This window comes from Lactiplantibacillus sp. C232, from assembly GCF_023806725.1.
In the GTDB taxonomy this organism is placed as follows: domain Bacteria; phylum Bacillota; class Bacilli; order Lactobacillales; family Lactobacillaceae; genus Lactiplantibacillus; species Lactiplantibacillus plantarum.
The window spans coordinates 14,869-33,812 of sequence record NZ_JAMSKZ010000019.1; the positions used below are offsets into that span (position 1 = coordinate 14,869).

Annotated in this window: 24 protein-coding genes, 2 tRNA genes and 1 pseudogene; 4 read left to right on the top strand and 23 right to left on the bottom strand. The window is 41.9% G+C overall.

The window, feature by feature from the left end; all coding sequences use genetic code 11:
* Positions 1-97: 97 nt before the first annotated feature.
* Positions 98-170, bottom strand: a tRNA-Glu gene (locus MZO41_RS14425).
* Positions 171-219: 49 nt separating this feature from the next.
* Positions 220-426, bottom strand: coding sequence for a hypothetical protein (locus MZO41_RS14430; protein WP_003642774.1), 207 nt, complete (start codon positions 424-426; stop codon positions 220-222).
* 134 nt (positions 427-560) lie between these two features.
* Here MZO41_RS14430 and MZO41_RS14435 point away from each other — a divergent pair.
* The 3 genes from MZO41_RS14435 (at position 561) to MZO41_RS14445 (ending at position 1,369) form a co-directional block, all read left to right on the top strand.
* Positions 561-633 (top strand) — tRNA-Gln (locus tag MZO41_RS14435).
* Between the two features lie 205 nt (positions 634-838).
* Positions 839-1,072 (top strand): hypothetical protein, encoded by a 234-nt coding sequence (locus tag MZO41_RS14440; RefSeq protein WP_003642773.1) that lies wholly within the window; start codon positions 839-841, stop codon positions 1,070-1,072.
* A 24-nt stretch (positions 1,073-1,096) separates the two neighbouring features.
* Positions 1,097-1,369 carry a hypothetical protein gene (locus MZO41_RS14445; RefSeq protein ID WP_003642772.1) on the top strand — a complete coding sequence of 91 codons (273 nt, stop codon included), beginning with the start codon at positions 1,097-1,099 and terminating at the stop codon, positions 1,367-1,369.
* 48 nt (positions 1,370-1,417) lie between these two features.
* On the opposite strand, the gene MZO41_RS14450 is transcribed toward MZO41_RS14445, so the two are convergent.
* The 17 genes and pseudogenes from MZO41_RS14450 to MZO41_RS14495 form a co-directional block, all read right to left on the bottom strand.
* Positions 1,418-1,903: a MarR family winged helix-turn-helix transcriptional regulator gene (locus MZO41_RS14450; RefSeq protein ID WP_003642771.1), complete on the bottom strand. Its 486-nt coding sequence runs from the start codon at positions 1,901-1,903 to the stop codon at positions 1,418-1,420.
* Positions 1,904-1,957: 54 nt separating this feature from the next.
* The gene (locus tag MZO41_RS14455) at positions 1,958-3,934 is read right to left on the bottom strand and encodes a coiled-coil domain-containing protein (protein ID WP_013355761.1); all 1,977 of its coding nucleotides are present in this window, start codon (positions 3,932-3,934) and stop codon (positions 1,958-1,960) included.
* 99 nt (positions 3,935-4,033) lie between these two features.
* Positions 4,034-6,796, bottom strand: a complete 2,763-nt coding sequence (locus tag MZO41_RS14460; RefSeq protein ID WP_041161946.1) for a MucBP domain-containing protein — start codon at positions 6,794-6,796, stop codon at positions 4,034-4,036.
* Positions 6,797-6,949: 153 nt separating this feature from the next.
* On the bottom strand, positions 6,950-7,081 hold the full coding sequence (locus MZO41_RS16865; RefSeq protein WP_003642768.1) for a hypothetical protein: 132 nt from the start codon (positions 7,079-7,081) through the stop codon (positions 6,950-6,952).
* A gap of 29 nt (positions 7,082-7,110) precedes the next feature.
* The gene (locus MZO41_RS16870; protein ID WP_003642767.1) at positions 7,111-7,242 is read right to left on the bottom strand and encodes a hypothetical protein; all 132 of its coding nucleotides are present in this window, start codon (positions 7,240-7,242) and stop codon (positions 7,111-7,113) included.
* A gap of 78 nt (positions 7,243-7,320) precedes the next feature.
* Positions 7,321-7,452, bottom strand: coding sequence for a hypothetical protein (locus MZO41_RS16875; protein ID WP_003642766.1), 132 nt, complete (start codon positions 7,450-7,452; stop codon positions 7,321-7,323).
* Between the two features lie 31 nt (positions 7,453-7,483).
* Positions 7,484-7,627 carry a hypothetical protein gene (locus MZO41_RS14465; protein ID WP_011101805.1) on the bottom strand — a complete coding sequence of 48 codons (144 nt, stop codon included), beginning with the start codon at positions 7,625-7,627 and terminating at the stop codon, positions 7,484-7,486.
* A gap of 32 nt (positions 7,628-7,659) precedes the next feature.
* Complete coding sequence (locus MZO41_RS16880; protein WP_011101806.1) at positions 7,660-7,791, bottom strand: hypothetical protein; 132 nt, start codon at positions 7,789-7,791, stop codon at positions 7,660-7,662.
* A 32-nt stretch (positions 7,792-7,823) separates the two neighbouring features.
* Positions 7,824-7,955 carry a hypothetical protein gene (locus MZO41_RS16885; protein ID WP_011101806.1) on the bottom strand — a complete coding sequence of 44 codons (132 nt, stop codon included), beginning with the start codon at positions 7,953-7,955 and terminating at the stop codon, positions 7,824-7,826.
* Between the two features lie 32 nt (positions 7,956-7,987).
* Complete coding sequence (locus MZO41_RS16890) at positions 7,988-8,119, bottom strand: hypothetical protein (RefSeq protein ID WP_011101806.1); 132 nt, start codon at positions 8,117-8,119, stop codon at positions 7,988-7,990.
* Positions 8,120-8,149: 30 nt separating this feature from the next.
* Positions 8,150-8,293 (bottom strand): hypothetical protein, encoded by a 144-nt coding sequence (locus MZO41_RS14470; protein ID WP_003639252.1) that lies wholly within the window; start codon positions 8,291-8,293, stop codon positions 8,150-8,152.
* Positions 8,294-8,464: 171 nt separating this feature from the next.
* Positions 8,465-8,596 (bottom strand): hypothetical protein, encoded by a 132-nt coding sequence (locus tag MZO41_RS16895; RefSeq protein WP_003642764.1) that lies wholly within the window; start codon positions 8,594-8,596, stop codon positions 8,465-8,467.
* 636 nt (positions 8,597-9,232) lie between these two features.
* Positions 9,233-10,996, bottom strand: coding sequence for an ABC transporter ATP-binding protein (locus MZO41_RS14475; RefSeq protein WP_003642763.1), 1,764 nt, complete (start codon positions 10,994-10,996; stop codon positions 9,233-9,235).
* Entirely contained in the window at positions 10,968-12,545 is a 1,578-nt protein-coding gene (locus MZO41_RS14480) for a glycosyltransferase (protein ID WP_003642762.1), read from the bottom strand. Before MZO41_RS14480 ends, MZO41_RS14475 begins: the two co-directional genes overlap by 29 nt.
* A 17-nt stretch (positions 12,546-12,562) precedes the next feature.
* Entirely contained in the window at positions 12,563-14,557 is a 1,995-nt protein-coding gene (locus MZO41_RS14485) for an ABC transporter ATP-binding protein/permease (protein ID WP_003642761.1), read from the bottom strand.
* 404 nt (positions 14,558-14,961) lie between these two features.
* Positions 14,962-15,153 (bottom strand): hypothetical protein, encoded by a 192-nt coding sequence (locus MZO41_RS14490; protein ID WP_003646619.1) that lies wholly within the window; start codon positions 15,151-15,153, stop codon positions 14,962-14,964.
* A 419-nt stretch (positions 15,154-15,572) separates the two neighbouring features.
* Positions 15,573-15,653 (bottom strand): annotated as a pseudogene (locus MZO41_RS14495) (glucose-6-phosphate isomerase); the annotation flags it as partial.
* A 276-nt stretch (positions 15,654-15,929) separates the two neighbouring features.
* Here MZO41_RS14495 and MZO41_RS14500 point away from each other — a divergent pair.
* Positions 15,930-16,844 (top strand): beta-1,6-N-acetylglucosaminyltransferase, encoded by a 915-nt coding sequence (locus MZO41_RS14500; protein WP_157697324.1) that lies wholly within the window; start codon positions 15,930-15,932, stop codon positions 16,842-16,844.
* 144 nt (positions 16,845-16,988) lie between these two features.
* Here the strand turns inward: MZO41_RS14500 and MZO41_RS14505 are convergent, their stop codons facing one another.
* The 4 genes from MZO41_RS14505 to MZO41_RS14520 are packed head-to-tail and all read right to left on the bottom strand — an operon-like array spanning position 16,989 to position 18,932.
* On the bottom strand, positions 16,989-18,059 hold the full coding sequence (locus MZO41_RS14505) for a GH25 family lysozyme (RefSeq protein WP_089178212.1): 1,071 nt from the start codon (positions 18,057-18,059) through the stop codon (positions 16,989-16,991).
* Entirely contained in the window at positions 18,059-18,349 is a 291-nt protein-coding gene (locus MZO41_RS14510) for a lysis protein (RefSeq protein ID WP_089178211.1), read from the bottom strand. Before MZO41_RS14510 ends, MZO41_RS14505 begins: the two co-directional genes overlap by 1 nt.
* A complete protein-coding gene (locus MZO41_RS14515; protein ID WP_089178210.1) occupies positions 18,346-18,546 on the bottom strand; it encodes a hypothetical protein in 201 nt (66 codons plus the stop codon). The genes MZO41_RS14510 and MZO41_RS14515 overlap by 4 nt, the downstream gene beginning before the upstream one ends.
* Before the next feature lie 2 nt (positions 18,547-18,548).
* Positions 18,549-18,932, bottom strand: a complete 384-nt coding sequence (locus MZO41_RS14520) for a hypothetical protein (RefSeq protein WP_089178209.1) — start codon at positions 18,930-18,932, stop codon at positions 18,549-18,551.
* Positions 18,933-18,944: the final 12 nt, after the last annotated feature.

Consider the following 18,944-nt stretch of genomic DNA (forward strand, 5'->3'; position numbering starts at 1 on the left):
TCGTGTTTGAGTGGTTTTCGAGTGTAAAACAAAAGCACCAAAACGCCTTTATATCAGCGTTTTGGTGCTTTGTCGTTTCTCTATATTTGTCGCCTTATCACCCGCACGGGGATCGAACCCGTAACTCCGCCTTGAGAGGGCGACGTCTTAACCAATTTGACCAGCGGGCACAAATTCATTTATTATCTTACCGAATGATAAGCGGCTTGTCAAATATAATTAAGATTTTTGCCACCTAAAAATCGTCACAACAACTAAACCAACGAATAAGAGCAAACAGTAGGCCACACTACACCAAAAAACGAAAGTCAATAATTGGGGTAACAAAAAGCTGCGCATAACTGCTAATCCGATGGCCGTGACCGCCCATACGATCAATTGTTGTCGCAGATGATCGAATAAATGATCTAATTCTGACTTCGACATACACTCACCTTCCATTTAACTAGTTTAGCCACCAACTGATACGATATTCAAGCAAAAATGCAAAAAATAGACACAAAGTTTCAGCAAAGTCTTGACAGTATTTGCTGGAAAAGTTACTATTAAATAGTTGTTATTGGGTATTCGCCAAATTGGTAAGGCAGCGGACTCTGAATCCGTAATTTACTGGTTCGAGCCCAGTATACCCAATCAGAAGTACGGATAAAGCCACGCAGGTAAGATCAAATTTACCTGCGTGGCTTTTTATGAATTGTCACACCCTTGCCAGTGCAATTTTATCTTTTTTCACTCAAAACGGTTTACGGACTTGATTAGGGGTTTATAATAGATAGTGTAGACTGTCTGTGAAGCCTTGTAAAATTGTCACTATTTTAAATTCAATCCAAAGGAGATAATGTTGTTGGTATACAAAGATGTTTTTGGTATCGATCACAATGATTGTCACATTGTTCAGACGCGGCACGAGTTTAACCGGATCTTCATTATCGAAAATGAAGTTGGCTCTCGCTTTACTTGCATCAAAGATGATGCCCCACTCGAAAAGAAGATGTCTGGGCACTGGAAGTATGCAAAAGCTAGCGACGCCCCTAAGAACTATGCCGTTCCTTATAAGGCCCAGAAAAACTAAACAACCGTTGAAAAGAGGATTACGATGCGGCGCTATCAACCGTTAACCAAATCAAATGGCCGGGTCCCCCACTCGCTCAATCATAACACCAACCCCTACTATGGTCAGCATGGTGCTGATTGGGTCAAAGACACGAATGCTTCGCTATTTAATGCCCAACATGAGCATCTCCAATCAAAGAGCCATGTTGAGCGACGCGTGCGGCACAACGTCCGTCAAGTGTTGTGGGTGGTCGTGGCGATTCTTGCCATGTTACTTGGTGGTTTTATCTTGTTCTCATTAGCGATCAATATTTAACACTAAAAAGAGTCATTCAGCTTATACAAGTTGAATGACTCTTTTTTACTAGCCTTTAATTTCCTTGGTATCCACTAAAACTTTGCTGACCATCCGAAGCTCATCAGTTAATTCAGAGGTTCGAATCCGGCCAAATTCGTCGAGGAACTTGCCAAGGCGTTCTTCGTTAACTTTTTCAATGACCCGTGCTAACTTCTCACCTTTGGCGGTTAACGTTAGATAACGGTACCGACGATCATAAGGATCGATGTTCAACACAATCAAGTCATTGTTGATCAAGTAGGTCAGTTTCCTTGAAATCGCTGAAGAAGAGACGTGGCGGTCAGCGGCTAGCTCTTTCACCGTAATCCGGTGATCAGTGCTATGGTCAAGATAGTAGAGAATCAAGAACTGTTCGAACGACACGTCCGCATCAGTCACCATCGTTTGAATAATCTCGCGAAGATGGCTTTCAAGCCATGACATGCCCACTAAGACTTTTTCGAACAATTCCGCATCGTCGTACTTGGCCTTCTTAGTATTAGTCTTCATCATTATTTAAAACCCCATTCATGCGTCACGTTCAAGGCATCATCAACAACCCCGTGATTACGCACGGACTTCTGCAGCTGGCATAACGGTGATTTCAAGATCACGTGTCATTTGTTTCTCAATCGCAGTCTGAACATCACGATCCGTTACAACTAAGCTCGACAACTTACTCTTTCCGTTGATAATATCTTGGACGTGTTGATTATCCAAATCATCAGCAGAGACGATTGGTAAGAGATGGAAATTATCATTCGTTGCTTGTAAGCATTGGTCGAACAATGGGGCGTTAACTCCCATAACCAACACACTGTTTTGTTGTTGTAAGACTGATGCCAACCACCAGTTCAATAATTGTGCTTCAGAATGGAAGACATTCGTGATGGCTTCTTCCTTGTTCACTAATTGAATTGATAATTCGTGGTTACTACCATATTGCTTGACCATTGCTAAAGAGTGGTCTGGACGATAGAAGTTTTCTAGTGTCACTTGTGAGTTATTCGTCCGGTCAAGGTACTGAGTGACTGACAAGAACCCGGCAGCATCGTACACATCCCGACGAGTTGCTAATGACCCATTGAAGTAAGTCATGTACCAAATGGCACCATTCTTACGGTACTTCAATGTCATAATTGGGTTACCGCCGTCATCGGCAATTGACACAATCTGCTTATCAGCATTGCGCTTATATTGCCATGCAGAATTATCAGGTAATTCTGGTTTAGTCTTCGCAACGGCACCCGGTACCTTTGCCTGAATCGTGTAGTACATGTTGTACAAGCCAGTTCGTTTATCAACTAAGCCAGCTGATTGGTAACTGTTCCAAATTTCTGGCAAGCTGTCATTATAGTTAACCGTAATAACATTAGCTTTATCCTTAACTTCACTCTTCAATAAGCCCATGATCATTTCCATCGAAGCCTTTTCATCACCAGACAATGATTGAATCAGATCGGTGCTGAACAAGAAGTACTTTGCAGACTGGTCAAATTCGACGGGCGATACTAAGTGAGTCGTCCCGTAATCCGATTTTAACTTGGCATCAATGCTTTCAATCTTTTGTTGGAGCCCCTTAACAATCGTGGCATTTTGATCATAATCATGTTGTAATCGATTGATTTTCTGATTAATCAAGTTGAGTGAACGTTCTTGTTCGTCTTGAGCACTCTTCTTCTTACGATCATAAGCAACTAACGCATCTTGAGCGGTATGTAAGTCTTTTTCCGCACTCGTAATCGCGTGTTCCTTCCGCGAACGTTCACGGGTTTCAGTCTGTTCACGCTTCTGGAGTTTCACGAGTTCACTGTTGATTGCGTCACTCTTTTGATACAGATCCTGTGCTTGCTTCTCCTGTTGCTTCATCAACACGAATAACTTCTTAAGATCCTGTTCGCCCTGAATTGCTTTACGCATATCAGCTTCATTTTGCTTCAAATCAGCTAATGATTGTTCAGACTGCGTAATCTTCTTTTCCAACGATTTGATGGTTTGATCGCTCTTAGCAAGAGCTTTCTTAGCATCATCATAACGTTTTTGAGCAGCATTGATGGTCTTGACCATTCCCTGCCGTTCGCTATCGTTCGTGTTAACGACTTTGTCCTGTTTAGACAGAGTAACCTTAGCGTCCTTTAACTGTTGTTCTAAGTTTAACTGTTCGGCAACTAAAGTTTCATACTGTTGCTTTTCGTGCTTACGATCCTGAACTAATTGGACCTTAAGCTCCCCACGTAAAGTTTGGTATTGCTTGTTTAAGTCAGCCATTTCGCGTTCAATGGCCACACTGTTTTTGGCTGCTGTTTGGGTAGCACGCCGTTGGTTGACCCGGTTTTGGCCCTTAACTGGGGCACTAGTTGAAGCAGTCACGCTGCTACTAGTTGGCCGGACACCAGCAGATGACCGCACATTGGGGGTCGTACTACTTTGAGTCGCCTTTGGTTTTGGCTTTTGAGCAGCAACGGTTGAAGTCGCCGTTGCACGCTCAGAATGATTACGGTAATCCTCATTCTTATCTCTGCGCTTTTTATTGAACATCTTCATAATGCAACTCCTCCATAAACTTGATTGTTTGCTCAAAGAGTAGAAAGGTCATCGCTGACCTTTCTATCCGTTCAGCAAATAATCAAGCTATTCTAATTATTATGCTTCATGCTTCCGACGAGAAACGCCAAAGTATAGCGCTGAACCCATCAATAAGGTTGAAAGACCCAAGACAGCCAAGGCAGTCCCGTTTTCGTCTTCATCCGTTTGTGGTAACGTCTTTGCGTCTGAAGTCGTCGTCTTAGTCGTAACTACTGGCTTCAATGAGGCTGATGCAGGAACAACCCCACTAGTCCCATTGTTAGTAGTAGCCGTCGTCGTTGGCGTTACTTCATCATCAGAAACCGTGGTTGCTGGTGCCGTTGAAGTCGTCGTTGATGAACCGTTGTTTGATGAACCATTACCATTATCAACAGTATCGTCACTTGGCGTCGTAACAGGAGCAGTTGTAGTTGTACCAGTACCGCCACCGTTGACGTTGTCACCAGTGCCAGGTGCAGTCGTAGGTGCTACCGTTGGTGCCGTGGTTGGTGCTGTGGTTGGTGCTACTGTTGGCGCCGTAGTCGGTGCCGTAGTAGGAGCTACTGTTGGTGCTGTGGTTGGCGCTACTGTTGGCGCCGTAGTTGGTGCCGTAGTAGTACCACCATTCTTCGTATATACTAAGGTCACGGTGTTACCGTTATAACCAATTGTCCCGGCAATAGCATCACCAGTTGAGTGGTTGTAACTGTAACCAGCAATTTCTGGTTGACCAACCGTGTAAGCTTGACCAACGATATATTCAGTTACGCTGGATGCTTTGATGGTGTTACCATCAGCGTCAACATAATTGATCGTCAAGTTAGCTTTATTTTCAACTGGTGTCGTTGAATCCTTGGTGTAAGTTAAGGTAATCGTCTTATTACCATCAACCGTACCAGTCAAAGCGGCATCAGCTGACTTGTAAGTGTAACCATCGATCGTTGGCGTTTCAACCGTATAAGTTGAGCCGTTATCCAAAGTTTGGGTCGTAGCGGCCTTGATCGTGTTACCATCAGCATCAACGTAGTTTACCGTAACCGTTGATTGTTCAACTGGGGTGGCATTCTTGGTATAAGTTAAGGTAATCGTCTTATTGCCATCAACCGTACCAGTCAAAGCGGCATCAGCTGACTTGTAAGTGTAACCATCAATCGTTGGCGTTTCAACCGTATAAGTTGAACCGTTATCCAAAGTTTGGGTCGTAGCGGCCTTGATCGTGTTACCATCAGCATCAACGTAGTTTACCGTAACCGTTGATTGTTCAACTGGGGCTGCATCCTTCGTATAAGTGAAGGTAACCGTGTTACCACCAGAAACAAAAGTCCCAGTTTGGGTTGCATCACCCGTTAAGGTATAACCGTCAATCGAAGCGGCATTTACACTGTAAGCACCGCCAACTTCAGCTGCAGTACCATCAGCACCTTCTGTATAAGTCTTAGAAGGTAAGATCGTATTGCCATCAGCATCAACGTAGTTAACAGTCAAGTTTGAAGCTTCGGTATTTTGTGAGTAGACTAACGTCAATTCAGTACCAGCAGCCGTCACATTACCATCAGAATCAGTGGTGTCAGCGGCAACTGTTCCAGTCAAAGCACTGGACTTAGTCGTATCTAACGTGTAATTACTGAAAGTAGCAGGTGTAACGGTGTAAGTATTGTCAACATCGCCTTGAACAGTCGTGTCATCCGCAATCTTATTGCCGTTTTCATCAACGTAATGGACAACGACCGTACCAGCGGCAACAGAAGTATCCATTACTTGGGTTGCATAGCTCCAAGCCTCAATCTGCTGATTGGCATCAGTGTTGTTAGTATTAGTTGATAACTTATTAACTGAGGTAGTCCCTGTAAATTCCAAATATGCAGCCCGGCTACCCGTCGTCGCGTCGTCGTTAGCTTTGAAAGTATAGAGAACAGTGACATAACTATCAGCATCAGTTAGCTTCGTGATGTCCACAGTGGCAGTTGAAGCACCAGCTGCGTAACTGTATTCCTTACCGGATTCAGTTGCGTATTCAACGGCAGTCCAAGTGCCATTACTGTTGGAACCATTTGGCGCAATTGAAACTTGACCAGAAGCATTAGCCCAATCAAGCGCTTGGCTCTTGGTTAACCGGATGGCAACTGCGTACGTATGCCCGGCAGTAACTTTGATGTTCGTGCCATCAACATTTTCCTGAATGTATTGTGCTTGGTCTTGTAAGTTGCCCGAACCACCCGACTGAGTAGCACTCGTCAATGTTCCAGCGTCAACTGAGCCAGCAGCAGTTTGATTAGCAGCTTCAGAAGCTGGTGCCGTTACTGTTGGGGCTGTAGTCGCAGCCGTGGTCGTAGCAGTCGTGGTTGCCGTTGCTGCAGCAGAAGCTGGTGTTGCAACTGATGCCTTAGCAGCCGTTGCTGCAACAGTTGCCGTTGAAGTCGATGTCGCATCACTGCTTGCTGGTGTAGTCGCACTGACAGTTGCAGCTGAAGAACTAGCCGCACTCGTTGTTGACGTAGCAGCTGAAGAAGCAGTCGAGCTGGCAGCACTACTTGAAGTAGTAGCAGTTGAGCTAGCCGTACTTGACGTTGAAGTTGCAGTTGAAGATGCAGAACTGGCATCCGTAGCAGCTGATGAAGTCGCCGTTGAACTAGTTGCAGCAGAACTGGCAGCACTAGAAACTTGTTCCGTGGTTGCGTCTGAGCTAGCAGCAGTATCAGCAGAAGCATTAACGTTGGCAAATACTAAACCTGCAGCCAAAGCTAACGTGGTTGCGCCGGCATAAACCCAACGTTTGCCATCTTTATACATCTTTACCCGATAAACCGAATCACCGGTCATTTTTTGATTATCTTTTGACATATGGAATCCTCCCCGAGCACCCACGATTTTCTGCATTTATGTAAAATGATGGGCGACAAATCGCTTGCCAGCCCATCATCTTAGTCGTGCTTATCGTGTCGTGCTTAATAACACCATAACGATTTTGTTGGCATTTCAGTTATATTTAACGAATTAGCCCTTGAATGCGGCAATAACGTTTAAGATAAAACTGTGTAATCCACCAAAGATGTCGTTGGAAACACTTGATGTATATGATGATGTGTGTGTACCTGGTAAAATATGAAAATCATTGAAAAAACTCATGAGATTAATCCCCTTTAATTGTTAATTAATTAGCCTTTGAATGCAGCAATTACGTTCAATACGAATTGGTAGAAAGTACCAAGTGGTTGGTTGCTAACGTAGCTGGTGTGTGATGAAGTATGCGTACCTGGTAAAAAGTGTAAATCTGAAAAGAAACTCATAATGTATATCCTCCCTCATTATCTAAATAATATCAAGACATTAATTAATATATTAATTAATTAGTTTATCGAAATAGATTATCCCTTGATCGCTTTAATAACGTTCAAGATGAAGCTGTGCAAGCCACCAAAGATATCATTTGAAACACTTGATGTGTATGATGACGTATGCGTACCTGGTAATACGTGGAAATCGTTAAAGAAACTCATAATATAAATCCTCCTAAAAGATTAGTTGTGATTACTTGCTGAATAAGCTCTTGATTGCAGGAATCAAGTTTAAGATAAAGCTATGGAAACCACCGAAGATGTCGTTTGAAACACTTGATGTGTATGATGACGTATGCGTACCTGGTAATACATGGAAATCGTTAAAGAAACTCATAATGTAAATCCTCCTATGATTGTTTGACTAAATTACTTTTTGAATGCAGCAATCAAGTTCAAGACGAAGCTATGGAAACCACCGAAGATGTCGTTTGAAACACTTGATGTGTATGATGACGTATGCGTACCTGGTAATACGTGGAAATCGTTAAAGAAACTCATAATGTAAATCCTCCTATAATTGTTTGACTAAATTACTTTTTGAATGCAGCGATCAAGTTCAAGACGAAGCTGTGGAAGCCACCAAAGATATCGTTTGAAACACTTGATGTGTATGATGACGTATGTGTACCTGGTAATACGTGGAAATCGTTAAAGAAACTCATAATGTAAATCCTCCTATGATTGTTTGACTAAATTACTTTTTGAATGCAGCAATCAAGTTCAAGACGAAGCTGTGGAAACCACCGAAGATATCGTTTGAAACACTTGATGTGTATGATGACGTATGCGTACCTGGTAATACGTGGAAATCGTTAAAGAAACTCATGTTGAAATCCTCCTATAAAATTAACTATGATTATTTGCTGAACAAACTCTTGATTGCAGGAATCAAGTTTAAGATGAAGCTGTGGAAGCCACCGAAGATGTCATTTGAAACACTTGATGTGTATGATGACGTGTGGGTTCCCGGTAAGAAGTGCAAATCAGTAAAGAAACTCATGAATAACTCCTCCTTTTAAGTTAGTTAATGGTTAAATCCCCAAGCCTAGCCACTTGTATGGCAAGACTTGAGAGTTTGGAAAACAAATTAAATTCCGACAAACTTGATTAAACGGTTAGAAAATTCAACTAATTAATCATTGAATTCCCTAACACCCGTCTCTAGCAACGCTTAACCTTTGATTGCGGCAATCACGTTCAACACAAACTGATAGAAAGTACCAAGTGGTTGGTTGCTGACATAACTAGTATGTGATGATGTGTGGGTCCCTGGTAAGAGATGTAAATCACTGAAGAAACTCATGTTAATATCCTCCTTAGAAAATTTACAAATTGTTCACAAATTAGCAGCTCAATAATCATTAATTTAATTTAGTCTGTTAAATAACTAATATTGATTACTAATGCGAACGTGAAACAAGTAACCTCGTTTACGATTTAAATATTAACTAATTCGCCCCACAATCGTCAATAAAATTACTAATATTTGAATAAATACAGGGCAGTATCATATTCAATCAGTAAATGTGTATACTATGGACAACTTACGCGTTTCATTAACGGTCAAAATTTGTGTCCAATATCAATATTATTTATATTTATCACCAGTTAACTATGCCAGTAGAAAGCGTTTAAACCCCTGATAATATCAGCATTTCAGCGTAGTTACTTGGTGCGACATCCCCTCTTTTTTTCCGAATTATGAACCATACCATCGGGAAATTTATTCCCTAAAAAATAATTATAAATATCGCTTTTTTCGACTTATTATTAAAATTATTAATACTTTTTATATTTTTTACGGCGGTTTTATTTCATGCCTTAACCCACGTTATCCAGTTGAATACATATTTTGGGATCAAAAAAGTGGCTATTGCCAACACTCAGCAATAACCACTTACTAATTTTAATAATCAAACAATATTTCACTAAGGCCTTTTTAACCGTGTTGATACTGCAGCCGATAAAAGTCACGATAACGTTCATGGGTTGCTAATAAGGACTCATGATTGCCATCACCCGTAATCTGACCATCCTCCATGAAGAGAATTCGCGGATAAGCTTCGATCTGGTTTAACCGATGGACAATCGTAATAGTCGTCAGGTCAGCTGGTAACGTCGCCAAGAGCTGGGTCACCCGTTCTTGGTTCTGATTATCAAGACTAGCCGTCGCTTCGTCTAAAATCAATAACGACGGGTGGCGGACGAGTGCCCGGACGATGGCCAAACGTTGCCGCTGTCCACCAGAAACATTCAAGCCCCGTTCACCGACGTCCGTATCAAGACCAGCTGACAGTTCAGCTAGCCAGTCCGCTAAGCCGACTTGTGTCAACAACGCACTCAATTGTTCATCAGAGACCGGTTCCGTCGAACCTAACAGGAGATTATCGCGAATCGTCCCGGGCATCAAGTCTACTTCTTGACTCACGTAGCCGATCTGATTACGAATCGAGGGAATCGTATAACTGGCCATTGTCTCGCCATTCACGTCCAGCTCACCACGAGTTGGCGTATAGTAAGCCTCTAAGAGCGAAACTAAGGTCGTTTTCCCGCTACCACTCTCACCAATCAAGGCAATCCGCTCACCGCGATGAATTGTCAAATCAATGTCCTTAAGCACCGGTTTATCACTTTCGTAGCCAAAATCGACGTGATCAAAGTCGACCGTATCGATTGTTGACAGCGTTTCGCCTGACAACCGCTTATCTTCTTCCGGACTATCTAAAATGTTGTCGATTCGCTCAGTTGCCCCGACCGTTTGTTGCAAGGCAGTCACTAAGCCAGTTACGCTACTCAGTGGTGAAATCATTTGAACGGCATACATTAAGAAAGCTACTAAACTTCCAATTGTCAACGCGTTCGTTTGTACCAAGATCCCACCATAAACAATGATAATGAAAATTGCGGCCAGTAACATGATGTTTAGCACTGGATTAAGCACCGAGATCAGCTTGATTTGACGGACACTGAAGCCTTTGATCCGATCAACTTGATCTTTTCCCTGTTTTTTCAGTGCCTTTTCAGCAACCATTGCTTTCACTAACCGATTTTGACCAATCATTTGTACTGCTGCACTATTTAAGTTGGCCGTTTCTTTTTGAATCGCTTTGGAGATCCGCGCTAACACTTGACCCATTGGCACAATGATCACGGCCATCAATGGAACCACAATTAAAATAATAATCGTTAAGCGGAAGTTTAATAACAGCATTAACGTCAAGGAACCCACAATTGAGATGATCCCATTAATGGCATTCGAAAACTGACTTGAAATCAATTCAAAAATCGTCGATGTATCGTTAACTACCCGACTAGACAGTTCCCCCGTCCGGTTATGGTCAAAATACGGAATCGGCAAGTCCACGATATGTTGCCATAACGCGCTCCGCAACGTCGAAACGGCGTCGACCCCCGTATAACTAAGTAGAAAACTCGACGCAACACTTGCAAATAGCTGCACGACAATCACAGCGCCTAACCGAAGCAACAGTTGACCCGAAGTACCATGGTTAAAGGCGTCGATAAACTCCTTCAACATCAACGTAATGCCAAGACTACAAATCGTTGCGACAAACGACAACAGGATTCCAATCACAAAGAGTCCCTTCTTCGGGTGAGCATGGGTCATGATCAATCTCAATAAATCACGGGTCCCATACTTGGCATGTGGTTGTTTAGCCGATGACGTGATATGCGTTTCCATTGGTTGTAACTCCCCTCATTGCTTGAATATCAGGCTGAATGACATGATCATTCCACCGTTGCCAAATCATAGCCTCAGAAAAACGGCTACTGTTGCCATATGCCCGTTCACTCATCTTCGCCAACTGTTTAGGGTGTTGTAAGAGCGTTAAAATCACCTTGCCCAATTCAACTAAATTATTGGGGGTGATCAATCGCCCATTTTCACCATCCGTAATCATCGTTGCCGGACCATACTTAATGTCATAGGCAACCACCGGAACGCCATGACTTAACCCTTCTAAAATACCTAAGTTAAAGCCCTCATATTGGCTAGTAAGGACCATCAGTTGTGCTTGGTTATAGACCGGTGTCAAATCGCGCTCAAAGCCCTTAAACGTGATAAATGACTGCCAACGTTGCGAACTGACCAAGGCTCGCAACCGATTTTCTTCTTTAAATCCAGTCCATGAATCACCATAACCATAAATATCTAAGGTCACATTCGACTGTTTTTCATGAACATAGGCGACCGCCTTAATCAATTGTTCCAAATTTTTCTCTGCCGATAAGCGAGCAACGGCAATCACCTTGCCCTCAATCCGATCCTTAAAGTCAACCGGACGAGCTGCTAATTGTTCGTCACTTACACTACCAACTGGAATCGCTAAAGTTGGAATCACATTATGAATGTGGTTCGTCATATCATCACACTCTTCTTGCGTGGACATGATCAAACCAGCCATTTGACTGGCGTGATCTAACCCGATTTGAGTGTACGGCACAATTGGTGAGTTCACAACGTCAAGTGGGTCCAGCGTGAAATTACTGTGTAAGAACTCATACTTGCGCGCTGCTGTGGACATTTTAACAATCGGATTCATTCCAGCATCACTACGATCCACGATCATGGTTCCGTGACCGCCATACTCAGTATTTAACGCGTCTAAGAAAAAGGCAGTCAGCTGATCCCAGTCCTCAAATTCGTAATTATGCCCGTGATAGTTTAACAGCCGTTGATGAGTGGCAACTGGTTGTTGCTTCTCATTTGGCCGGAAAAACGTCTCTAAGACAGGCTGTTGTTGTAAATTACAGTGTTGCTCTAACACAATATTCTGCTTGTCATCAAAGTACTGGGCCACCGTTAAGAAGCCCCGCGTATCATAATAGTCTCGACGGCTGACCGCGCCCTGTGGATTGAGAATATCGACGTAATCAATATTCCCCTGCGCATTTAACATCAGTGCTTTTTGCCGTTGTTCCCGTTGAATGACGTCAAATTCATTAGCGCTGACCCGTTCCAGCGTTTCACCCGTCACCCGTGGATAATTGGCCGCAGTTAACGGTTCGCCTTCGTAATTCGTAGTGCCTTGAAAATAATCATACATATTGACCTGGAACTCATCATCATACCCAATGAGTTGCATATTATGATGTAAATCGCGTACAAAGTTACGGGTCACGATCAACGCAGGTACCCGGTGCTTTGTGAATAATTTTTGACGCTGAATCATGGCTAACTCAATAGCTGATGGCGTCGAATCAATTTTGCTCGTAATAAAGAAATACATTTGCTACGCCCCCGCTTTTATTCATGTGATAAACTCTCGACTGGATCCAACCGTGCCGCCATATGTGCCGGTGCCAAAGCAGCCAATAAACTGATGACAACACTGACTGTAATGCCGCCCAGCATTGCTGCCCCGGAGATTCGAACGATTGGATACTTAATTAAGCTATAGATGGCCATATTGCCTAAGAATTGCCAACCTTCTCCAAACAGTAACCCCATAACGGCGGCTAATACCCCGATAGTTAAGGCCTCAGCAAAGAACAAATGACTAATATCGCGTTTGCGGGCGCCAAGTGCGCGCAAAACCCCAATTTCACGAGTCCGTTCAGAAACGCTGACGTACAGGACAACAATGATCATAATTGCTGAGACTAATAACGCAATACCAGCCACCCCGGTCAATACGTTAGTGGCTAAACGAATATAGGTATTCAATGAATCAATTAAATCACCGATTCCGGTATAGTTATACTGTTGCTTCTTATTCGTTCCCTTGATTGCCTTGATTTGGTGTTCGACTTGCTTAACATTCGCCAATTTATCTATTTGAACAATGGCAAAATTTGGTCGATAAGCCACATTCTTAGCAGTTAACATCTTTTTGACGGTTTGTGGTAAGACCACGACGCTAGTATCATCGCTACCCGTAATTCCGCTGACGGTCAGCGTCTGACTGACCGTTACGGACTGATTCTTGCGATTAACCGTTGCCAATTTAACGGTCAACTTCTTATTGAGCGCTTGTTGATAATTTTTCTTACCCACCATCTTCTTAGCTAACTTACGACCAATCAAAACTTGACCATTTTCAGGACGTGAACCGTCCTTAATTGTCTTACTCAAAATTGTGGGGTTATCCGTCTGGAGACTGGCCGTCACGGTTGTTTTTTTATAACTCGCTTGTGTGCTCGTGTAATAGCCCAGCTTAGCAGACTTAACATGTTTGATAGCCGCTAATTGTTTGACGTTTGCAGTCGTCACTTCGGCATTCTTCGCGGCTGTGACTTGTTCTTGGTTAACCGCTGCTTTGTAAGCTGCTGCACTGGTTGCTTTTTTACGCGCAGCCGTGCTGACTTTCCCCGTCTTCTTCGATACTTGGACAGCGGTTGGATTAACTTGAGACGTAATCTGGTGATTCATATAATTTTGAATCCCTGATCCCAAGCCCAGCATTACGACGATACTACTGATACCGATCGACGATCCAAAGATAATCAGCAGGTAACGAAGCCACATTCGACGCATATGTTGCATGGACATCCGGAACATCTGCCGAAAGCCAAGTGTTCGGTAACGCGTCGGTTGCTTATCGACCACGTCGAAAGGCGCCCCGATCACTAATTCGTCATGAATCTGGCCGTCATCCAAATGAACGATCCGCGTCCCGTAGTCAGCCACTTCCTGCGAATGGGTCACGGTGATCACAAGTTTACCTTCCGCAGCGATTGAGTATAAAATATCCATTACTTCTTGGGTATTTTCACTATCCAACGCCCCGGTCGGCTCATCTGCGATAATAATATCGGGGTCACTGGCTAGTGCGCGAGCGATGGCGACCCGTTGCTTTTGACCACCGGATAGTTCATTTGGATACTGGTGCGTCTGCTGCTCAAGTCCCACCCGCTTGAGTAGGTCCTGTGCTTGCTGGACTTGTTGCGCATGGGACGTCTTAGTCATCTTTAATGAAAGCATGACGTTATCCAAGACAGTTAGGTAACTTACCAAGTTAAAGTTCTGAAAGATAAACCCGATTGTCTCCCGACGATACCGGTCCATTTGCCGCACATTCATTGAACGCAAGGATTGGCCGTCTAACAAGACATCTCCATCATAATGATGATCCAAGCCACCAATAATATTCATTAACGTTGACTTACCACCACCAGACTCCCCAAGAATGGAAATAAACTCCCCCCGTTCGAAGTTTAGATTAATGCCCTTCAAGATGACATTCTCTTGGTGATTTAAGGTATAGGCCTTACGAATATCGTGTAATTCTAAAAAGCTCATATATGTACCTCCACTATTTTATTAACTACATTCCCCACAATGTATTTCCTCATTAATAACATTGCGATTTTTGGTGAATGATGTAAAGTGTTATTGAATACCTGTGGTCATCATTCATAATTAAAATTATAATCATCCTAAATCCTAATAAACCGCCTACTTGGTAGTTACAATTTGTAAAATATCACCCATTTTGCTGATTTTTACAATAAAATTTTTTCTATTTCGAACTTATTTTATGACGGCAATCACGACTTAACCGTCAGCAGAGATAAATCCAAGCACCCCACACATTCAAGGCATGAACTAAAAAGCGTCCATTACTAGGCACACTGACTGCCAGTAACGGACGCTTCATCGTATTAAATTACACCTAATGACTCCAACTTCAATCAGCAGGATTCCTACTTAAAAAAGGACCGCTTCGTGACCACGCGGTAAATCGCATCCGCTAAACCAGTCACAAATACGACAATCAGCCCTGCAAATTGCAACCATGGCAATTGTTGCCTGATTACTGTCACTTCACTCCCCAGCCAAAAGACTAGTAACCCGAGAACAATAATGATACTTTCGATAATGTTTAATTTACGCATCTCAAACTCCTCACGTACATCACACATCGTTGCGAGCAACTACCATGCATGACTATATTTGTCCTTTAACACCTAATCTATTATAACCCGTCTGCTGTTAAATCACATGCCAACCACTCACGATTAAGATAGGTCGGCAGATTTTTCATTGCGTGATGTCATTCAAAGTTAGTGCGACCAGTGCGGTCAAAAATTACGAGCGTCACCATGTTAAATTAGGGTCATCTTGCGGACGTAGCGATTCATTTCGCCAACAACGTTGTGATTCATAAATTTTAGATTAGCGACGACGCTCAATAACAGCTACGAACACAGCGTCAGAAAGACAAGCAAAAAGCCCCCAAAACAAGCAGCCTATCAGCCAGCTGATAGTTGTTTGTTTTAGGAGCTTCCATCTTAATTTCTAAAGTGCTAGCACCTTAGTCACTAAGACGTGCGGTTAACTTCTTAGTTAATTCTTCGTAACCAGGCTTGCCAAGTAAGGCGAACATGTTGTTCTTGTTTATAACCAGAATTCATAATTTTTACTTATTGCAGAATGCTTGTTTAACACTGATATTTCAGCTTTCAGAATTTTATGTTTTTTATTTATTTTACATTCATGAGAACCACGGTGGGAACCACAAAAAACATTTAAAATTTTAACTAACTTACTTATATGCCCGAGTTTACAATATTAGCTAGAATTTTAGTAGACTTATAATTTTAGCTTAAAAACTGGCTTAAAAAATGGTATGTTTATAATACAATCACAAAGCTTTAATAAGGGGATAAAAATGGGCAAACATGCATATTTAATACAAGCATACAACAACTTTGAATTTGTCGAAAAATTATTGGCAGCTATTGACGACAGTAGAAATGATATTTTTTTGCATATAGACAAGAAGGCTAGTAATGTTGATAGAAAAAAATTAGCTAAAAATATTCATTTATCTAATCTCACATTTGTCGACAATGTTGAAGTGTTTTGGGGACGCTACTCACAAATCACCAGCGAACTGAATTTATTAGAAGCAGCCATAAAGAACAATCATTATGATTATTATCACTTATTATCTGGTGCAGATCTTCCGATAAAAAGTCAAGACTATATACACGAATTTTTCAAAAAAAACAATGGAAAAGAATTTATTAATTTTCAAGCTAAAAACGTTCTTCCTGATAAACTCGAGAGAGTAAAATATTATTATTTATTTCAAAAATCTGATTTGAGATATAATAAAACTTTATATATTGCTCAAAAGCTAATAGTTAAGCTTCAAAAAATAGTTGGAATAAATAGGATCAGAAAGTCCTCAGTTAAATTCCAGATGGGTTCTAACTGGTTTAGTATAACTGATGACTTAGCTCGGTATGTCATCAGCAAGAAACCGTGGATTCAAAAGACTTTTAATTTCACCGCCAATGGAGATGAATTATTCCTTCAAACTATTGTTGAAAACTCAAATTTCAAAAAACGACTTTATTTTAATAAATATGACGATAAGGAAAGATATGAAGATGGGCCATCACGCGAAGCAAATCAAAGGCTAATCATTTGGGATTGGACATCACACAAACCCACTAACCTAACTATGAAAAATCACTCCCAAATTATGGATTCGGACTTGTTATTCGCCAGAAAATTTGTTCCAGACTTAGACACACAAATAATTGAAGAAGTTCTAAAATCAATCAACCACAAATAGAATTAGCACTTGACCAAAAATCACAAAAAATCCCGTGCCAGCCAATCAGGCCAGTACGGGATTTTATTATGCTATCAACGTTTCTAATAGATGTTTACATTTTTTAGATAAAAAGGTAAATGGTTAACATTGTATCTACTTGCTTCATTTAACTAGTAATTTATCTCCAGGATGAATCGCTGTCTCAATAGTTTTACCATTCATTTTAGCCAATTTGTTCATATCTGTATTGTACCGTTGGGCAATCGACCACCAACTGTCTCCCGAAACAACCTCATAATACGCGTGAGAAGCACCAGTTTCGACGTATTCCAGCGTATTGCTTGCCGGACCAGTTGCTAGATAACCATAGCCGTTCGAACGTGGTTGGCGCACCCAACGATATCCTCCTTGAATGATAGCCTGATCAGTCTTAACAGTTGAACCTGCTGGTAACACTGCAATCACGCTAGCATCTGTTGCTGGTGCAGTTCGAAGTTTAACAGCTGTTTTAAGCATGTAAGATTTATTCTCTTTCACCCATTTAGCACCACTTGGTTCGCTTGGATTCATTGTTGGGTTATCCGTTTCAGGCACCTTGGTTGCCTTAGCATACTTATCCCAAGCAGCCTTGTCACCATAAAAAACATCAAAATCTAAGTTACCATTCCATTCCGGTAACTGTCCAGTACTTGTATATTGAAACATTACCGCTGTCTTCCAATGCTTCAAACTACCATATAAATCTCGTGGTTGATAGCCATTCACAACGTTGTAGTTGTTATACTGTGCAATCCACAATCCATAATTAGCATTAACTAAGGCTGACCAGTCCAATGAATTTTCACAGCTAATACCAGTATATAGTAGCGACCGAACACCGGTTTTTTGATACACGTAATCAAGCCACTGCTTGGCTAAGCCAACTCCCGCTTGATTCTGAATGGTTGAACCACTCGTATTTTCGAAATCGAGAACCAGCATCGCCTTACCAATATATGGCTTAACAACCGTTAAAAAGTAATCAGCCTGCTGCTTAATATCTGAATTGTTTCGAATAAAGTGGTATACACCTAGCTTCTTGCCTGCTGACAAAGTCTGCTTTGCATGTCTACTAAACTCTGGATTAGTATAGTCTACCCCTTCGGTGGCTTTAACTAGCACAAAATCACCCATCACTTCGCCTACATTCATACCAGCCTGATAACTGGCAACATCAATACCATTTAAACTCATTATTTGGTCCCCCCATCCGTGCTAAAAGTATTCAGAAGTGACTTAACTAGCTCGTTACCGCCAACGCTAACGGCACCAGCAGCTAGTCCATCTACCATACCAACTACCCATGAGGTATCGGCCATTGCCAATGAAATAAAAATACCAATCACGGCACCGATAAACTCAGCTGCAATTGGTAAATACTGATTATTGAACTTGGTGCCCTTTAGCGCCCAAATAATCAAAAACACCACGACACCAATAGCGACAATTGTTCCGCCGTTGGCTAATTGAATTAGATTTGTCATTTATTTCCATCTCTCCTTCTATAATAGTCAATAATCTCTTGTTTCTCCGCGTTTTCTTTTTTAAGTGCCTCATTTTCCTTTTTCAACTTGTCTCTAGAATCGCTGCTGGCGGCCTTATTGCTGTTCCACATCGTTAAGACCGCAACGAATATTGAACCCGCTGTGGTAATCAAGGCTACGATAACAGCATCGCTCACCCCTAATCATCCCCAATTACAATTTCAAAAATGGTCGATCCTAAAACAAACATGGCATACATGCTTTCAAAACTAACATAACGCTGTGTCCCAAAATCATGAACGCCAAAAGCAATCATAAAAAATAACCAGACAAAAGTGAGCAGTCCGGTCATTAGTGGCTTGTAATAATGTGAATGTACATTCCACAGCGAATAAACTAGTGCTAGCGTTCCAACACAAGCCAACAAAAATATCATAGGTGGATCATCAAGCACATCAAGCAACGTTGGCTGTGGTGGCTCAAATGCAAACGTGTTGTGCTTGATGATAAAGTAAATTCCTAGTCCGTATGTTCGCAGTGCATCCCAGAACCAAAACCTATTTTTTACTAAATGTTCATACATTGTCATGTTCCT

Excerpts from the sequence above, each read along its gene's own strand:
- MZO41_RS14510 (WP_089178211.1), bottom strand. The coding sequence starts at position 18,349 with ATGACAAATCTAATTCAATTAGCCAACGGCGGAACAATTGTCGCTATT.
- MZO41_RS16880 (WP_011101806.1), bottom strand. The coding sequence starts at position 7,791 with ATGAGTTTCTTTAACGATTTCCACGTATTACCAGGTACGCATACGTCA.
- MZO41_RS14450 (WP_003642771.1), bottom strand. The coding sequence starts at position 1,903 with ATGATGAAGACTAATACTAAGAAGGCCAAGTACGACGATGCGGAATTG.
- MZO41_RS14475 (WP_003642763.1), bottom strand. The coding sequence starts at position 10,996 with ATGGAAACGCATATCACGTCATCGGCTAAACAACCACATGCCAAGTAT.
- MZO41_RS14485 (WP_003642761.1), bottom strand. The coding sequence starts at position 14,557 with ATGAGCTTTTTAGAATTACACGATATTCGTAAGGCCTATACCTTAAAT.
- MZO41_RS14470 (WP_003639252.1), bottom strand. The coding sequence starts at position 8,293 with ATGAGTTTCTTTACTGATTTGCACTTCTTACCGGGAACCCACACGTCA.
- MZO41_RS14520 (WP_089178209.1), bottom strand. The coding sequence starts at position 18,932 with ATGTATGAACATTTAGTAAAAAATAGGTTTTGGTTCTGGGATGCACTG.
- MZO41_RS14480 (WP_003642762.1), bottom strand. The coding sequence starts at position 12,545 with ATGTATTTCTTTATTACGAGCAAAATTGATTCGACGCCATCAGCTATT.
- MZO41_RS14440 (WP_003642773.1), top strand. The coding sequence starts at position 839 with ATGTTGTTGGTATACAAAGATGTTTTTGGTATCGATCACAATGATTGT.
- MZO41_RS16865 (WP_003642768.1), bottom strand. The coding sequence starts at position 7,081 with ATGAGTTTTTTCAATGATTTTCATATTTTACCAGGTACACACACATCA.
- MZO41_RS14490 (WP_003646619.1), bottom strand. The coding sequence starts at position 15,153 with ATGCGTAAATTAAACATTATCGAAAGTATCATTATTGTTCTCGGGTTA.
- MZO41_RS16875 (WP_003642766.1), bottom strand. The coding sequence starts at position 7,452 with ATGAGTTTCTTTAACGATTTCCACGTATTACCAGGTACGCATACGTCA.
- MZO41_RS14430 (WP_003642774.1), bottom strand. The coding sequence starts at position 426 with ATGTCGAAGTCAGAATTAGATCATTTATTCGATCATCTGCGACAACAA.
- MZO41_RS14500 (WP_157697324.1), top strand. The coding sequence starts at position 15,930 with ATGGGCAAACATGCATATTTAATACAAGCATACAACAACTTTGAATTT.
- MZO41_RS14465 (WP_011101805.1), bottom strand. The coding sequence starts at position 7,627 with ATGAGTTTCTTTAACGATTTCCATGTATTACCAGGTACGCATACGTCA.
- MZO41_RS14445 (WP_003642772.1), top strand. The coding sequence starts at position 1,097 with ATGCGGCGCTATCAACCGTTAACCAAATCAAATGGCCGGGTCCCCCAC.
- MZO41_RS16870 (WP_003642767.1), bottom strand. The coding sequence starts at position 7,242 with ATGAGTTTCTTTTCAGATTTACACTTTTTACCAGGTACGCATACTTCA.
- MZO41_RS16885 (WP_011101806.1), bottom strand. The coding sequence starts at position 7,955 with ATGAGTTTCTTTAACGATTTCCACGTATTACCAGGTACACATACGTCA.
- MZO41_RS16895 (WP_003642764.1), bottom strand. The coding sequence starts at position 8,596 with ATGAGTTTCTTCAGTGATTTACATCTCTTACCAGGGACCCACACATCA.
- MZO41_RS14505 (WP_089178212.1), bottom strand. The coding sequence starts at position 18,059 with ATGAGTTTAAATGGTATTGATGTTGCCAGTTATCAGGCTGGTATGAAT.
- MZO41_RS14455 (WP_013355761.1), bottom strand. The coding sequence starts at position 3,934 with ATGAAGATGTTCAATAAAAAGCGCAGAGATAAGAATGAGGATTACCGT.
- MZO41_RS14460 (WP_041161946.1), bottom strand. The coding sequence starts at position 6,796 with ATGTCAAAAGATAATCAAAAAATGACCGGTGATTCGGTTTATCGGGTA.
- MZO41_RS16890 (WP_011101806.1), bottom strand. The coding sequence starts at position 8,119 with ATGAGTTTCTTTAACGATTTCCACGTATTACCAGGTACGCATACGTCA.